17 protein-coding genes are annotated in these 13,530 nt (G+C 41.9%); 6 read left to right on the plus strand and 11 right to left on the minus strand.

From position 1 onward, the window contains the following. The first annotated feature begins 37 nt into the window (after positions 1-37). Positions 38-712, plus strand: a complete 675-nt coding sequence (locus L4D20_RS12155; protein ID WP_428801858.1) for a hypothetical protein — start codon at positions 38-40, stop codon at positions 710-712. Positions 713-820: 108 nt separating this feature from the next. Here the strand turns inward: L4D20_RS12155 and L4D20_RS12160 are convergent, their stop codons facing one another. Further along, on the minus strand, positions 821-1,012 hold the full coding sequence (locus L4D20_RS12160; RefSeq protein ID WP_428801859.1) for a hypothetical protein: 192 nt from the start codon (positions 1,010-1,012) through the stop codon (positions 821-823). Positions 1,013-1,150: 138 nt separating this feature from the next. After that, positions 1,151-1,678 (minus strand): lipocalin family protein, encoded by a 528-nt coding sequence (locus L4D20_RS12165; RefSeq protein WP_428801860.1) that lies wholly within the window; start codon positions 1,676-1,678, stop codon positions 1,151-1,153. A gap of 385 nt (positions 1,679-2,063) precedes the next feature. Between L4D20_RS12165 and nirB the strand changes: the two genes are divergently transcribed. From nirB to cobA, 4 genes are all read left to right on the plus strand, one after another. Next, entirely contained in the window at positions 2,064-4,637 is a 2,574-nt protein-coding gene (gene nirB, locus L4D20_RS12170; RefSeq protein ID WP_428801861.1) for a nitrite reductase large subunit NirB, read from the plus strand. A 2-nt stretch (positions 4,638-4,639) separates the two neighbouring features. Beyond that, the gene (gene nirD / locus L4D20_RS12175; RefSeq protein WP_428801862.1) at positions 4,640-4,978 is read left to right on the plus strand and encodes a nitrite reductase small subunit NirD; all 339 of its coding nucleotides are present in this window, start codon (positions 4,640-4,642) and stop codon (positions 4,976-4,978) included. 148 nt (positions 4,979-5,126) lie between these two features. Further along, the gene (locus L4D20_RS12180; protein ID WP_428801863.1) at positions 5,127-5,978 is read left to right on the plus strand and encodes a formate/nitrite transporter family protein; all 852 of its coding nucleotides are present in this window, start codon (positions 5,127-5,129) and stop codon (positions 5,976-5,978) included. Between the two features lie 295 nt (positions 5,979-6,273). After that, positions 6,274-7,041: a uroporphyrinogen-III C-methyltransferase gene (gene cobA / locus L4D20_RS12185; protein WP_428801864.1), complete on the plus strand. Its 768-nt coding sequence runs from the start codon at positions 6,274-6,276 to the stop codon at positions 7,039-7,041. A gap of 61 nt (positions 7,042-7,102) precedes the next feature. Here cobA and L4D20_RS12190 read toward each other — a convergent pair whose 3' ends face one another. The 6 genes from L4D20_RS12190 to L4D20_RS12215 form a co-directional block, all read right to left on the minus strand. Then, positions 7,103-7,636 (minus strand): AAA family ATPase, encoded by a 534-nt coding sequence (locus L4D20_RS12190; RefSeq protein ID WP_428801865.1) that lies wholly within the window; start codon positions 7,634-7,636, stop codon positions 7,103-7,105. Between the two features lie 97 nt (positions 7,637-7,733). Further along, on the minus strand, positions 7,734-8,198 hold the full coding sequence (locus tag L4D20_RS12195) for a GNAT family N-acetyltransferase (RefSeq protein WP_428801866.1): 465 nt from the start codon (positions 8,196-8,198) through the stop codon (positions 7,734-7,736). 50 nt (positions 8,199-8,248) lie between these two features. Next, a complete protein-coding gene (locus L4D20_RS12200) occupies positions 8,249-8,797 on the minus strand; it encodes a hypothetical protein (RefSeq protein ID WP_428801867.1) in 549 nt (182 codons plus the stop codon). Between the two features lie 36 nt (positions 8,798-8,833). Then, entirely contained in the window at positions 8,834-9,586 is a 753-nt protein-coding gene (locus tag L4D20_RS12205) for an SDR family oxidoreductase (protein ID WP_428801868.1), read from the minus strand. After that, positions 9,583-10,143, minus strand: a complete 561-nt coding sequence (locus tag L4D20_RS12210; protein WP_428801869.1) for a GNAT family N-acetyltransferase — start codon at positions 10,141-10,143, stop codon at positions 9,583-9,585. The genes L4D20_RS12205 and L4D20_RS12210 overlap by 4 nt, the downstream gene beginning before the upstream one ends. Positions 10,144-10,169: 26 nt before the next feature. After that, on the minus strand, positions 10,170-10,655 hold the full coding sequence (locus tag L4D20_RS12215; RefSeq protein ID WP_428801870.1) for a GNAT family N-acetyltransferase: 486 nt from the start codon (positions 10,653-10,655) through the stop codon (positions 10,170-10,172). 285 nt (positions 10,656-10,940) lie between these two features. Between L4D20_RS12215 and L4D20_RS12220 the strand changes: the two genes are divergently transcribed. After that, positions 10,941-11,735: a substrate-binding periplasmic protein gene (locus L4D20_RS12220; protein ID WP_428801871.1), complete on the plus strand. Its 795-nt coding sequence runs from the start codon at positions 10,941-10,943 to the stop codon at positions 11,733-11,735. A 64-nt stretch (positions 11,736-11,799) separates the two neighbouring features. Here the strand turns inward: L4D20_RS12220 and L4D20_RS12225 are convergent, their stop codons facing one another. The 3 genes from L4D20_RS12225 to L4D20_RS12235 all read right to left on the minus strand — a co-directional run bounded on the left by L4D20_RS12225 (position 11,800) and on the right by L4D20_RS12235 (position 13,525). Further along, positions 11,800-12,426 carry a LysE family translocator gene (locus L4D20_RS12225; RefSeq protein ID WP_428801872.1) on the minus strand — a complete coding sequence of 209 codons (627 nt, stop codon included), beginning with the start codon at positions 12,424-12,426 and terminating at the stop codon, positions 11,800-11,802. A 97-nt stretch (positions 12,427-12,523) separates the two neighbouring features. After that, positions 12,524-12,976 (minus strand): NUDIX hydrolase, encoded by a 453-nt coding sequence (locus L4D20_RS12230; RefSeq protein ID WP_428801873.1) that lies wholly within the window; start codon positions 12,974-12,976, stop codon positions 12,524-12,526. 9 nt (positions 12,977-12,985) lie between these two features. Continuing rightward, complete coding sequence (locus tag L4D20_RS12235; RefSeq protein WP_428801874.1) at positions 12,986-13,525, minus strand: hydrolase; 540 nt, start codon at positions 13,523-13,525, stop codon at positions 12,986-12,988. Positions 13,526-13,530: the final 5 nt, after the last annotated feature.

Raw genomic sequence — 13,530 nt, forward strand, 5'->3', positions numbered from 1 at the left:
CCTAGTCCTATCTAGGAGCGCTTTCCTTGGTTAATACATGAAGACTATTTCAATGGTTTGTGGAGCAATGATGCTCTGCTCTCCAGCGTTTGCTGGATTTGACTTATCTGTTGAAAAGGATGTCATTGAGATTGGTGTTACTGCATCAGTAACCGATAATACTTATTTATATATTGGTGCTGACAGTGACGAATGGATAGGAATGGGCTTAGGTTATCATACCTTTGTTTCCCCACGGTGGAAGCTCAGTTCATACTATGAGTATGGTATTAAGAATGAGTGGCTCTTAGATGAAACTCTTGGTGTTGATGGTGTTAAAACTAATACCCATCTACTAGAGCTTTCTGCAAGCCGATTCTTTAAAGGGTACTCGACGAAATTTGGTGTAACTGGCGAATTGGTACGTAATGGGTTCACTTGGTTAACCGTTGATGATGCAAATAAGTATTCCGCATATATTGCTGGAGCGAAGTATCTGCAATATGTATACATCGCAGGTAAATTTGAATATCACTACGCACAGGATAAATCGGATATGATTGATTTTAATCAAGGTCAAGCCAGTGAGTATGAATTGTCACTAGGAACCATGAAACCAATTTGGCGTATTTCTCCCTATGTTAAAGTTTCAGCATTTAGCCCGAACGGAACATACTATGGGATGGAAAATACAGATTATAGTTGGAGCGTTGGTGCTAGGTTGTCATTTTAGTTTCTGAAAATAAGGTCTAAAGATGATGGTTCTCGTAGTGGAAATATTTACCTAGATGTAGAACATGTTATATCTAGGTAACTAATTAATGAGTCATAGAACAAAAGGTTAAGCGTTTGATGAATACTCAAAGGCAATCAGCTTTTGAATTGCTCTGTTGATCTCAATAATTTCATCTACCTTAGTAACATTTTCCACCGCGTCGAGTAATAGTTCTTTACTGCAAGGGGGGATCCTATCAATGTTAATTATTTTGCCGCGAGTAGTATTTTTCAGAAGACTGAAAGTCGATTCGTTCATTTGGAAAGCCTAGTTGATGTTATTTAATTATTTATAGTATTTTTGGCAGAACTATATACAACTATGTGCGAAGAGCAAGGAATATAAGACATTCCTATATGTCACTTTGCTCTATTGAAATTGATCATGGTTTGTAAGCTATTTAACGAGCTCAAATGGAAAGACAAGTTGCTCTGTTTTAAACCCTGCTTGCTCGGCAATTCGTAGGTATTTATTCATTTTATGTTTGGGTAGGGCGTTGGTTCGAGACAAAAGCCAGAATTGATTTGCGCCACTTGTGACCATGGCGGTGGAGTAGTCATCCTCTAAATAAAAGACAACGTAACTTCCATAGAATGGACCTGAAAACGAAACATGAAGGTGGCCAATATTCTCGCCTGTGGCAAGCTTGCCTCTGCCGATGGCTTCTTTCCATTGATGGCTCTCTTCGCTCCAGCCACTATTCACCACCTTGATACTTCCATCGCTATCGACTGAATATTGAGTTCGTGTGTGGGTTAAGCCTCGCTCAAAACTATGATCTAACCGAGCTACTTCGTACCAAGTTCCCATATATGCGGCAAGATCAAACTCTTCTACAGGCAACAGAAATCGAGATATTCCACTGCAGCCAGTAGAAAAAATGATGATTAAACAAATGATTAATAAATTAGTTGCGTGTTTCATAATTCAGTTCCTTTGCCGCCCAGTGGAAGGGTATGGAAACTAATGCATTTATAACGCCATCTTTGTATGTTTATTAAGCAGGTGAGATCGGGGAACTTAAATTGATTGCATCGTTTGGTAATTTAATAACATATTCGTAAACTGACCATATCGATATGAGCATGGTTTTATTTGAAGAATAACGAAATGCCTATGTGTAACCTCAATTTGATTACCTATTAGGCTAATGGACTAACCCTAAAGAGGTGTTTAATTCTGTAATTGATTTACATCATGTATTAATTTTCTTTCACAATTAACAATAAGCCCAGTTAAGCAGCATTTTTCTAAAACGCTCTTTGTACAGGGAAGAAGCTGCTAAGAAAATTAACCGTCAGGAATTCTTATGAGCAAGTTGAAACTAGTCGTAATTGGTAATGGCATGGTCGGCCATCGCTTTATTGAAGATTTAGTCGAAAAGACCGATGTATCTAATATGGATATTACGGTCTTTTGTGAAGAGCCCCGCGTTGCTTATGATCGCGTTCATCTTTCTTCATATTTTTCACACCACACTGCCGATGAGCTTTCACTCGTTAAAGAGGGTTTCTACGAAAAGCACGGCATCAATATCTTAATTGGTGAACGTGCGATTAATATCAATCGTGAAAAACAGAACGTTTATTCAAGTACTGGTCGTGAGATTCATTACGACAAGTTGGTCTTAGCGACTGGCTCATTCCCATTTGTTCCACCAATTAAAGGTAACGAAAGCAAAGACTGTTTTGTTTACCGTACTATTGAAGATCTAAAATCAATTGAAGCTACGGCTAAAAACAGCAAAAGCGGTGTTGTAATTGGTGGTGGCTTACTTGGTCTTGAAGCAGCAGGTGCACTTAAAGCCTTAGGCGTAACAACACACGTTGTTGAGTTTGCACCAAAGCTTATGGCTGAGCAGCTTGATCAAGCAGGTGGTGATCAACTTCGCCAAAAAATTGAGCGTATGGGCGTTCAAGTTCATACCAGCAAAAATACGCTAGAAATCGTTGCCGAAGGGACCGATGCTCGTAATGTCATGCGTTTTGCTGATGGGACTGAGCTTGAAACTGACTTTATCGTTTTCTCTGCGGGTATTCGCCCACAAGACAAACTGGCTCGCCAAATGGGTCTTGGTATCGCACCACGTGGCGGTATCGAAATTGATAATCACTGTCGTACAACCGATGAAAACATCTACGCAATTGGCGAATGTGCTTCTTGGAACCGTACCTTTTATGGTTTGGTTGCACCAGGCTACAAAATGGCAACCGTTGCTGTTGACCACGTACTAGGCAACGAGAGTTCGTTTGAAGGCGCAGACATGAGCGCAAAGCTTAAACTGCTTGGCGTGAAAGTAGGCTCTATCGGTGATGCAAACGGTCGTACTCCAGGCTGTAAGAGCTACGTTTACCAAAACGAAGAACAAGAAGTGTATAAGCGTATTATCGTTTCTGAAGACGGCAAGAAATTGCTAGGCGCAGTAATGGTGGGAGACACCTCTGACTACGGTGACCTGCTTCAATTAAAACTCAATGATATTGAGCTTCCAAAGCACCCTGATACTCTGATTCTTCCTGCACATGCGGGCGCAGAAAAACCTTCTTTGGGCGCTGACTCACTACCTGAAACTGCGGTTATCTGTTCTTGTTTTGACGTAACTAAAGGAAAAATCGCTCAAGCGGTTGCTGATGGTCACCATACTATGGCAGACATCAAAGCAGTCACTGGCGCAGGTACTGGCTGTGGTGGTTGTATCCCACTAGTGACATCAGTTCTTAATGCAGAGCTTGCTAAATCTGGCGTTGAAGTGAAGAACGATGTGTGTGAGCACTTTGCGTATTCTCGCCAAGAGCTTTTCCACCTTATTCGCATCGAAGAGATCAAAACCTTTGATGAGCTGCTAGAAAAATACGGTAAAGGTTACGGCTGTGAAGTATGTAAACCATTAGCGGGTTCAATCTTAGCGTCTTGCTGGGGTGAGCACATCCTGAAACCAGAGTTGGTTAAGCTGCACGACACCAATGATAACTTTCTTGGCAACATGCAAAAAGACGGCACTTACTCGGTAATTCCACGTATGGCTGGCGGTGAAGTAACGCCTCAAGCTCTGAGTGTTCTTGCTGATGTAGCCGCTGAATATAACCTATATACCAAAATTACTGGCGCTCAGCGTATCGGCCTATTTGGTGCGCAAAAAGATGATTTGCCAGCTATCTGGAAAAAGCTTGTAGCAGCCGGTTATGAAACAGGTCAAGCGTACGCAAAAGCACTTCGCATGGCAAAAACGTGTGTTGGTTCAACTTGGTGTCGTTTCGGTGTTCAAGACTCAGTGGGCCTAGGCGTAATGATCGAGAACCGTTACAAAGGCATTCGTACGCCACATAAGATGAAGTTCGGTGTGTCGGGCTGTACTCGTGAATGTGCGGAAGCGCAGGGCAAAGACTTAGGCATCATAGCGACCGACGCAGGTTGGAACATGTACGTATGTGGTAATGGTGGTATGAAGCCACGTCACGCAGACCTACTTGCTTCAGACTTAGATCAAGAGACGTTAATCAAATACATCGACCGATTCATGATGTTCTACATCCGCACGGCTGCGCCACTACAGCGTACCTCGGTTTGGATGGAGAACTTAGAAGGCGGCGTTGATTACCTACGTGAAGTGATTGTTGATAACAAGCTTGGTATCAATGACCAACTTGAAACCGATATATCAACTCTCGTTGAAAACTTTAGCTGTGAATGGACAGATACGATTAATGATGAAGCTCAGCTTAAGCGCTTTGCTCACTTTGTTAACTCTGATTTACGTGACGACAATGTTGTATTTGTTCAAGAGCGTGCTCAGCACCGTCCTGCGACCTTTACTGAGAAACACCCAGAAGCGAAAGGCGACATCTTACACGTAACGTTAACTGATACAGCAGGGGAGAAATAAGCATGGCTAACAATAAAGCGACCTTTCAAAAAGTGTGTGACATCGCTGACATCATCCCAGGTACTGGTGTTTGTGCACTGCTAAACGGTGAGCAAGTTGCAGTTTTCCGCCCAACAGATGCTGAAGACGTTTTCGCGATTAGTAATCAAGACCCGTTTGCTCAGTCAAATGTGCTCTCTCGCGGATTGATTTGCCAACATCAAGATCAGCTTTGGGTGGCAAGCCCGCTTAAAAAGCAGCGCTTCAATTTAACGACTGGCGTGTGCATGGAAGATGAACGTTTCAGCGTTAAAGCGTACAAGACCCGTGTAGATAACGGTTCAGTTGAGTTATCGGCGTAAGCCGTTTGTTAATGCTCAAATCGTAAAAGAGATTCGATAGTTCAAGGGCTTCTGGCTTCACGAGAGAACGTAATGTTCAGGAGCCTTTTCCTATCCAATTTTAATTTTTAACTTTTAATCCTATTTATATATGGGAAAGGACACAAATATGAATGATCTAAAACCTGCTGAATTCGTACAAACCATGATTGATGTGGGTGAAGCGAAAGTAAAAACGAGCACGCGTGACCTGATTTTACGTGGCATCATGGCTGGTATTATCCTTTCATTAGCAGTTGTTGTTGCTATTACAACCATTACCCAAACGGGTATTGGCATTGTCGGTGCGCTTGTTTTCCCTGTTGGTTTTTGTATTTTAAGTTTAATGGGTTACGACCTTGTAACAGGTGTATTTGGTTTAGCACCGTTAGCTAAATTTGAAGGTCGCCCGGGTATTACGTGGGGTCGAGTTCTACGTTGTTGGGGCCTTGTTGGCTTTGGTAACTTAATCGGTTCTTTGATTGTTGCTTTCCTTATCGCACTATCATTCACTATGAACTTCAGCGTTGAACCGGGTGCTGTAGGTCAAACTTTCATTAAAGCAGCAACAGCTCGTACCGTTGGTTTTGAAGACGCAGGTGTGAACGGTTGGATTACAGTATTTGTACGCGGTATTCTTTGTAACTTAATGGTTTGTCTAGGTGTTATCGGCAATATGACGGCACGCACAGTCGCAGGTAAGATTGTGGCAATGTGGCTTCCAATCTTCATCTTCTTTGCACTAGTGTTTGAGCACGCTGTAGTAAACATGTTCCTATTCCCACTAGGCATGATGCTAGGTGCTGATTTTGGTATCGCGACTTGGTTGAACTTCAACCTAATTCCTACCATTCTTGGTAACCTTGTTGGTGGTCTACTGTTCACATGTGTGCCTCTATATTTAACGCACGCTAAAACAGCACCAGCTCTAAAAAATGAAGATGCTGAAGTAAGCATGACGCCTTCATTCGACGCGAAATAATTGAACGCCCCTTTAAGAACGTTTAGTTTAACCAGCGAAAAAGAATATAGAATGCTATAGACCACAAAGCCTCAAGTGTAATCGCTTGAGGCTTTTTCTATAGAGGTTCGAGGCTTACATAGATTGTTTTGTTATAAATATTTCCATCTTTGTTTCAATTAATGGTGATGTTTTTTAACGACAACTGATAATCTTAGTTTCATAAGTTGTAGGGGCTTTATGGAAATAAGCCTCATAATAAGAATTAGGTTCATACTAGAGTTTACAATAGTAGAACCATTGCTCGGAGCACAGCATGTCAGATGTATCTCATACTATTCAGCCATCAGGGTTTGTCTCATTAGTCGGTTCAGGGCCGGGCGATCCCGATTTATTGACGGTTAAAGGGCATCGAGTTATCTCACAAGCCCAAGTGGTCGTTTATGACCGTTTGGTTTCCCCTGAAATTCTCGCGATCGCTAAAGACGATGCAGAGATGATTTATGTGGGTAAAAAGGTCGATTTTCACTTTGTTCCTCAAGATCAAATTAACCAACTATTGGTTGATAAAGCGCTAGAGGGTAAGCAAGTGGTCCGCTTGAAAGGCGGTGATCCGTTTATTTTTGGCCGTGGTGGGGAAGAGCTAGAAACGCTCGCCGAAAATGGGGTTAAATTTGAAGTTGTACCGGGTATTACCGCAGCTGCAGGCGCAACAGCCTACGCAGGTATTCCACTTACACACCGAGATCACGCACAAAGTGTTCAGTTTATCACTGGCCACATTCAAAAAGACGGACAAGAAATTCACTGGCCAACGTTAGCACGCAGTAACAACACCTTAGTGTTTTACATGGGTTTAAAACAGTGCCCAACGATCACTCAAAATCTTATTGATAACGGACTTTCAGCTGATACGCCTTGCGCTATTATTGAAAATGGTACGCGTAAAAAGCAAAAAGTCTTTACAGGAAAGCTAGATGAACTTGCTGATTTGTCTAAACAGGCGGTTAGCCCTGCGTTGATTGTCGTTGGTAGTGTGACTGGGCTTCATGAGAAACTTAAGTGGTTTCAAGAAAGTCAGTAGAGCGTGATTGTTTCCCCAAAATGCAGTGTCTGACGATGCTGCATTTTTGTTGATAGGGCTGTTATCTATCTAGCTTGGTGATGAATCTATTTGCCTCTTTGGGGCTTGTTACTCTCACAAACTCTATATGGCGATACTTGGGGTCTTTCAGTAATTTGGTGTAGCGAAAACGATTTTTCTTATATGTTTTCAGTGTCCAAAGAATAACCGAGTCTTTGCTAAGAAATGATTTTCTAAACGATTCTACATTACCCGTTTTCGACCAGAGTTCTTGTTTGGTGAGAGATCTAATGAGGGCTCTTTTAACCGCTTGATAGACTGTTCGTGAAAAAGAATAATCAACCCAAATAATAGTATCCACTTTAGACCATTTTATTTCTGCTGTTCGATTATAATTCCCGTCTAAAACCCAATAATCTCCATCCAAGCTTTCAGAGATCTTTGTGAAAAACTCATCATCTGAAGACTCTTGCCAATTCGGTTTCCAGAACATTGCGTCCATCTCCAAATGGGGATAGTTCAGTTCACGGGCGAGACTTCGGCTAAAAGTACTTTTACCACTTCCACTAGTGCCTATTACATTAATTCTCTTCATCTCATAGCCTGATTTATTTGTTCTGATACTATGTTTACCTAGCCGGTGATACGCACCTGACCTAAACCATGCTTAGGTTGTTCTATTGAAGCGTTAGTTATGTGCAGATTTGATACAAGTGACCAGACTCAAATTCATTCTCAGATGCGCACTTTCTTTGCCAACCTAGTTTGTGTGCCACTTTTTGGCTGCCTACATTATCAGACGCAATAAACACTTTAACTTGGGTTAAATCGTTCGTTTGAGCTAACTTACGTATTGCAGCTTTACACATAAGGATTGCTAGCCCTTGCCCCCAATACTTCCTGCGTATGAAATAACCAAAGTCTAACTCGCCATCAAGTAGCGTAACTCCGCAAAAACCAATAATTTCATTGCTTTCAACAGACCGAAAGGCAAACCTACTTTCTGCTTGTTGCTCATTAGCAAACCAAGCATCAGATTCTTCATCTGTTAAAGGTCTTCGAGGGCCTAGAAACCGCATGGTTTGCTCATCTTGAAGCAAATCACACACAGAACTTCGGTCGCCATCAACTAATTGTGAAATAAAGATTTTGTTCACGTTTCCCTCCTAGGACATAGCGCCTTGCTGGTGAATAAGTTGGGACATGATTACAAATAGTTCCCTGCCTTTTTGTAAGCCTCTAGTTCAATAGGTGACTCGGCGTAGCCAAAGATACTTAACTGCAACAAATACGTTTTTGTAAATGCTTCAAGACCCATCTCTTCTACTTGCTTTACATGGATCAACTCATGAGAAAGTAATAGCTTGTCACCTTTTGCTCGATTAGCTATCCAAATGCCGTAGCCGAATGTTGTGCCTGTAAAATGTGGGGAATCAAGCCCTAAACGTTGCATTTGAAATAGCAGCGATTCGTTTTCCGGTAAAGGAAGTGAATCTGCATAATACACTCGCACTTTTTCAGGGTGTTTTATACCAATCTTATTCGCGATTTCAAGATATTGCTCTCGCAAGGGTTCACCCTGAGACAGTGCTATTCCCTCATTTTTTTTCACATATTTTATAGATAGGGGGAAATATGCGTTTATCTGTTCGACCAGATAACTGGGAGGGTTTGCATAGACTTCCGTTTTATCTTCACAACCCGAAATTAAGATAACTGAAAGTATCAGTGTGATGACGTTAAATGCCATTTTCATATAATGTGAACTCCTTTAACTTAACGCCCTGTTAAGTTACAAACCACCGGCCAAATCTAGATAGTTTCCAGTCGAAAAAGATGACTTATCGGAAGCCAACCAGTAGATAGCCTCTGCCACTTCTGATGGCTCGCCACCTCTTTGAAGGGGAATAATACTTTCCAGCCTAGATACTCTATCTGGCTCTCCGCCATCAGCATGCATTTCGGTATGAATTAATCCGGGACGAACACAGTTAACGCGAATACCTTCTGCTGCGACTTCTAACGACAATCCTTTGGTCAGTGTATCTATTGCACCTTTTGACGCCGCATAATCAATATATTCATTAGGAGAACCTGAACGTGCCGCTCCAGAGGAAACATTAACAATAACACCGCCATCCCCACCATGACGGGTAGACATACGCTTGACTGACTCTCGGCAACAAAGAAAGTAACTTGTGACATTATTTATTAAAATGGCATTGATTCTTTCAGCAGTCATATCCTCTAAGCGCGATTGCTGCTTTAGAACACCGGCGTTATTGACTAATACATTCAGGCAACCTAGTTCTTGGTCTATCGTGCTAAACAATCGTAATACATCAGGCTCAAGAGAAACGTCCGCTTGAACAGTAATGCATTTTCCACCATTTGAGGTTATTTCAAAAGCGAGCCTATTCGCAGCTTCAGCATTTGACTTATAGTTGATACAAACAGCATAACCTTGCTTTGCAAAGAGCTTAGCTGTTGCGGCTCCAATGCCTCTTCCTGCACCTGTGATTAACACTACTTTTTTATTGTTCATGTCTGTCCTTGTATGCCTAGTTGTTTACCTTGCAATGTATCAATATTTTCGATGCTGTAGATATTATCCGCATACACCTTACCACCAATGTCATAGGCATCAGGAATAACCTCTTTTAACCTAAAACCACATTTCAGCAGCACACGTTCAGAGCTAAAGTTGCCTTCAGTGACCACAGCATTATAGGCAAAGATTCCATGAGTATTGGAAGCCCAGTTAAGCACAGCCATTAGAGATTCCGTTGCGAAACCAAAGCCGTAAAACTGAGGCAATAATAGATAACCGACTTCGGCTACTCCGTTATTGAATTTGAGACCAGTGATACCAACTTGCTCACCGGTTTCTCTAAGCGCAATCGTCAAACACAACCAATGACTAGACTTAGTGCTCCAATGAGGCAAGCGGGAGCGAAACCTTTCCGAAAGTTCTTCTGTTGAAGGTTCGTCAAAGCATAGGGAAATAACCGCAGGGTCGGTATGCAGCGAACGGAACAGTTCCCAATCGTCTTCAGTGATTGATACCATGTCCAAACGTTGCGAACTGATTTTGATGCTCATAACTGTCCTTGTTACGTAATGCGTTGTTATGTTCGCAGCCATTTGTACATGATGTAGCTATCAACAAGGCCCAACTGACGATGATTATATGCCTTCGGTATTGTTCCAATAATGGAAAAACCGAGCTTTTTCCAAAGCATAATTGCTACTTTATTAGTCGATACCACACTATTAAATTGCATCGCATCAAAGCCAAGTTCAAGGGCTGTCTTTTGTGAGTGCTCACACATAAGGCGAGCAATGCCTTTACCTCTAGCTTCACTTGATACCATATAACCGCAATTACAAATATGGCCACTCGGGCCCATTGCATTTGGCTTAATGTAATAAGAGCCAAGAACAACGTCATTTTCAACGAATACATACGTTTTTAATGGCATGTCACACCATAAAAGATATGCTTCTTGCTGTGTCATATCAGGATCAAAAGCATAGGTCTCTTGATCCTGAATCACTGTGGAAAACGTCGACCAAAATGACTCAAAATCTAATTTTGTGATTTCTCTAATCATGAAATTCTTTCCGTGAATATAGCGTTAACCTAACGGGCGATGGTCCACCCGTATTCTCCATCGGTCTATGTTGCACTCGAAGTGTCAAAAACTCAATCTACATCATATTGTTATGTGAATATGGTGTGCCAGTCGCCAATGGGTTATGGTAATAAACTGCATAAAACATCAGGGCTATTCGGCTAAGCTGAATTGTGGCGAAAATCAATATAGACCAGCTTTACGTTTCTTGCGTTTTTACTTTGGCAGACGATACTTTATGAGTGCAAATTTCTTGGAGCGATGATGAAAGAAAGTAAATGGTTCAGTTTTGATGGGAGTAAGCGTTATCTAATCTTATTCATTATCTTGTTTGTTCCCATTACTTCACAAGCCGAATCCTATACCGTTGGCAGCTATTATATCCCGGGTTTAGTGATGGAAGACGGTAGCGGTTTATTTCTTGATTTACATGAAGAGATCGTGCTGCGAGCAGAGTTAGAGGTGGAGACAAAGATCCATTCAACCAAACGAATCCAAAAATTATTTAAAAACGATGTGTTGCTGGCTTACTTTCCTGAGCTTTGGGAGAACGTACCTAAAAATAGAGAAGATGTGATTGTCTCTGATCCCATATGGTTAAAGAGAATCGTTTTATACTCGCTAGAAGATACGATGAATATGGCAGTCAGCGATTTGGAATACATGAGTGTAGGCGCCGTAGAAGGATACAGCTATGGCGAGGAAATAGTAGGCAATGAAGCAATAAAAATTGAATACGCAGATAACGATGATATTAATGTAGACAAACTGTTGAAGGGACGCATCGACGTTATTATTGGAGATGACACGTCCACTATGAATGCCATTAAGGCACACCCTAGAGGACACTTGATTAAATATAATGTTAATCACCCGATATCAGTGTTAGACGTATTCTATGTTTGTCAAAACACCTCAAGAGGTTTAGCGCTTTGCAATGGGATATCGAGTGCCATTCAAAGTGTCATGCAGGACGCAATCTTACGGCTTGATGAGCAAACCGGTGAGAGTGTTATCGATGTAAGTAATCCGAATTGGCGTAGTAACACTTCCAATTAAAAAGCGCTGTATTTAGGTCGTTGTCTATTTCTTAGTAATGCGAGTTTCTCAGTAATGACGAAAGCTAACGTTGCTTCATAAAAGCAACCGCTAATCCAGACGATATAAACGTGACTCCCGCACCAATATTCATACCAGAGACTAGTCTTGGCTTGTTGGTTAGCCATGTTGAAATTTTCGATGAGAAAACACCCATTAAGCTAAACCCAATTGCAGTGAGTATTGCAAACCACACCCCATAACCAATCATTTGTACGGTGACCGAACCTAAATTCTGATCAACAAACTGAGGAATGAAGGCAAGCACGAACATACCGGGTTTTGGATTTAACGCCGCAGACAAAAAGCCTGTTGAGAAGATGGTTTTGAGTGACTGTTTTTTAGCAGGCTCTAGTGAGAACAAATTTCTAGAACGTAGCACCTTAATACCAAGCCAAAGCAGGTAAAGCGCGCCGATTGATTTAACGACATAAAAAGCCAATTCTGAGGTTTGGATTAAAAGCGTTAACCCAAACGTTGCGGCGAATACGTGAAACAGGATTCCTGTCCCCGATGCGACACCGGATGCTACGGCTGCGAGCTTTCCTTGGCTCAATCCGCGCCCAATTGCTAACAGGTTATCGGGACCAGGGGAAATAACCAACAGAAGACAAGCCAACGTATACGCGATAAATACTTCTAATGGAAACATCTTACCTCCTTGTTAATACGCCATTTTTGTTAATAACGCCCATTTAAGCTGTGTTGCTTTGGTAAGGCAAAGTACAAATTTTAAATTGCCACATCAATCAACCGAGTTCTATTTTTAATCGCTCGTTTGGCTCTTTGTCTACAAAGTAAGACCATACGTGCTGATAAACATCGTGTTGACCCGGGTAGGGGGTAAGCTCAATGGCTTCCTCCAGTGAGCACCACTTATATTCGGTGTGCTCTTCGTTCAATTCAACTATTTGGTTATCAGAGCAGTAAACCGCGAAGACTGGAATCAATTGCATCACGTTTACGTGCGGTTCGTAAAATCGGTCGATGAAGTGCCCGTTGTACAAGCACTGTACGTCGATATTGGTCTCTTCTTTGAACTCTCGAATGATGGCTTCCCATCCATTTTCTTCACCTTCGATCGATCCCGCAACATGGCACCAATAGCCCCCTTTGGTACGTTTCATTAAAAGGATCTTAGTGACGCCATCAATGTTCGAAATAGCGACACCAGAAACAATGGATGTACTGAGTGGGATCATGAGAAACCTCTATTTGATTAGGTTAAGTATCGGTTTAAACTCGCTAGATCGGCTGTCTTTTACCAGTTCATAAAAGCACATCTCTAGCCCTGTCGATTGCACGCCTAAGTTATTTAATTTATTGATGGCTAACGATTTGTTTTCAGGCGCTCTAGAAGAAACACAATCGGTCACCACTTCAACATTAAATCCCATCTCTTTTAGCATGGCAGCCGTTTGGTAAACGCAAATGTGCGCTTCGATACCACAAATTAAGAACGAATCGACACCTGCGCTTTTTATCGCGTCTAAGAAGCGGGGCTCATCACACGCACTGAATGTAAATTTGTCGATGGGCTGGTGGTCGGGCAGTAGAGAGCTGATTTCATCAACAGTAGTGCCGAGCTTTTCTGGAATTTGTTCCGCCCAGATAATAGGAAGCTTCAAAGCCAATGCGCCTTTAACCAGTATGGCGCAGTTTGCAATCAAGGTATCGCTCTCATCAACGGAGTGAGCAAGCTTGCCTTGTACATCGATGATGATAAGTCCGGTATTGTTTTTTTTTAGCATGCTCG

Origin of the sequence: Vibrio kyushuensis (assembly GCF_050337325.1) — a bacterium.
GTDB classification, from domain to species: Bacteria; Pseudomonadota; Gammaproteobacteria; order Enterobacterales; family Vibrionaceae; genus Vibrio; species Vibrio kyushuensis.

Excerpts from the sequence above, each read along its gene's own strand:
- L4D20_RS12155 (WP_428801858.1), top strand. The coding sequence starts at position 38 with ATGAAGACTATTTCAATGGTTTGTGGAGCAATGATGCTCTGCTCTCCA.
- L4D20_RS12160 (WP_428801859.1), bottom strand. The coding sequence starts at position 1,012 with ATGAACGAATCGACTTTCAGTCTTCTGAAAAATACTACTCGCGGCAAA.
- L4D20_RS12165 (WP_428801860.1), bottom strand. The coding sequence starts at position 1,678 with ATGAAACACGCAACTAATTTATTAATCATTTGTTTAATCATCATTTTT.
- nirB (WP_428801861.1), top strand. The coding sequence starts at position 2,064 with ATGAGCAAGTTGAAACTAGTCGTAATTGGTAATGGCATGGTCGGCCAT.
- nirD (WP_428801862.1), top strand. The coding sequence starts at position 4,640 with ATGGCTAACAATAAAGCGACCTTTCAAAAAGTGTGTGACATCGCTGAC.
- L4D20_RS12180 (WP_428801863.1), top strand. The coding sequence starts at position 5,127 with ATGAATGATCTAAAACCTGCTGAATTCGTACAAACCATGATTGATGTG.
- cobA (WP_428801864.1), top strand. The coding sequence starts at position 6,274 with ATGTCAGATGTATCTCATACTATTCAGCCATCAGGGTTTGTCTCATTA.
- L4D20_RS12190 (WP_428801865.1), bottom strand. The coding sequence starts at position 7,636 with ATGAAGAGAATTAATGTAATAGGCACTAGTGGAAGTGGTAAAAGTACT.
- L4D20_RS12200 (WP_428801867.1), bottom strand. The coding sequence starts at position 8,797 with ATGAAAATGGCATTTAACGTCATCACACTGATACTTTCAGTTATCTTA.
- L4D20_RS12205 (WP_428801868.1), bottom strand. The coding sequence starts at position 9,586 with ATGAACAATAAAAAAGTAGTGTTAATCACAGGTGCAGGAAGAGGCATT.
- L4D20_RS12210 (WP_428801869.1), bottom strand. The coding sequence starts at position 10,143 with ATGAGCATCAAAATCAGTTCGCAACGTTTGGACATGGTATCAATCACT.
- L4D20_RS12215 (WP_428801870.1), bottom strand. The coding sequence starts at position 10,655 with ATGATTAGAGAAATCACAAAATTAGATTTTGAGTCATTTTGGTCGACG.
- L4D20_RS12220 (WP_428801871.1), top strand. The coding sequence starts at position 10,941 with ATGAAAGAAAGTAAATGGTTCAGTTTTGATGGGAGTAAGCGTTATCTA.
- L4D20_RS12225 (WP_428801872.1), bottom strand. The coding sequence starts at position 12,426 with ATGTTTCCATTAGAAGTATTTATCGCGTATACGTTGGCTTGTCTTCTG.
- L4D20_RS12230 (WP_428801873.1), bottom strand. The coding sequence starts at position 12,976 with ATGATCCCACTCAGTACATCCATTGTTTCTGGTGTCGCTATTTCGAAC.
- L4D20_RS12235 (WP_428801874.1), bottom strand. The coding sequence starts at position 13,525 with ATGCTAAAAAAAAACAATACCGGACTTATCATCATCGATGTACAAGGC.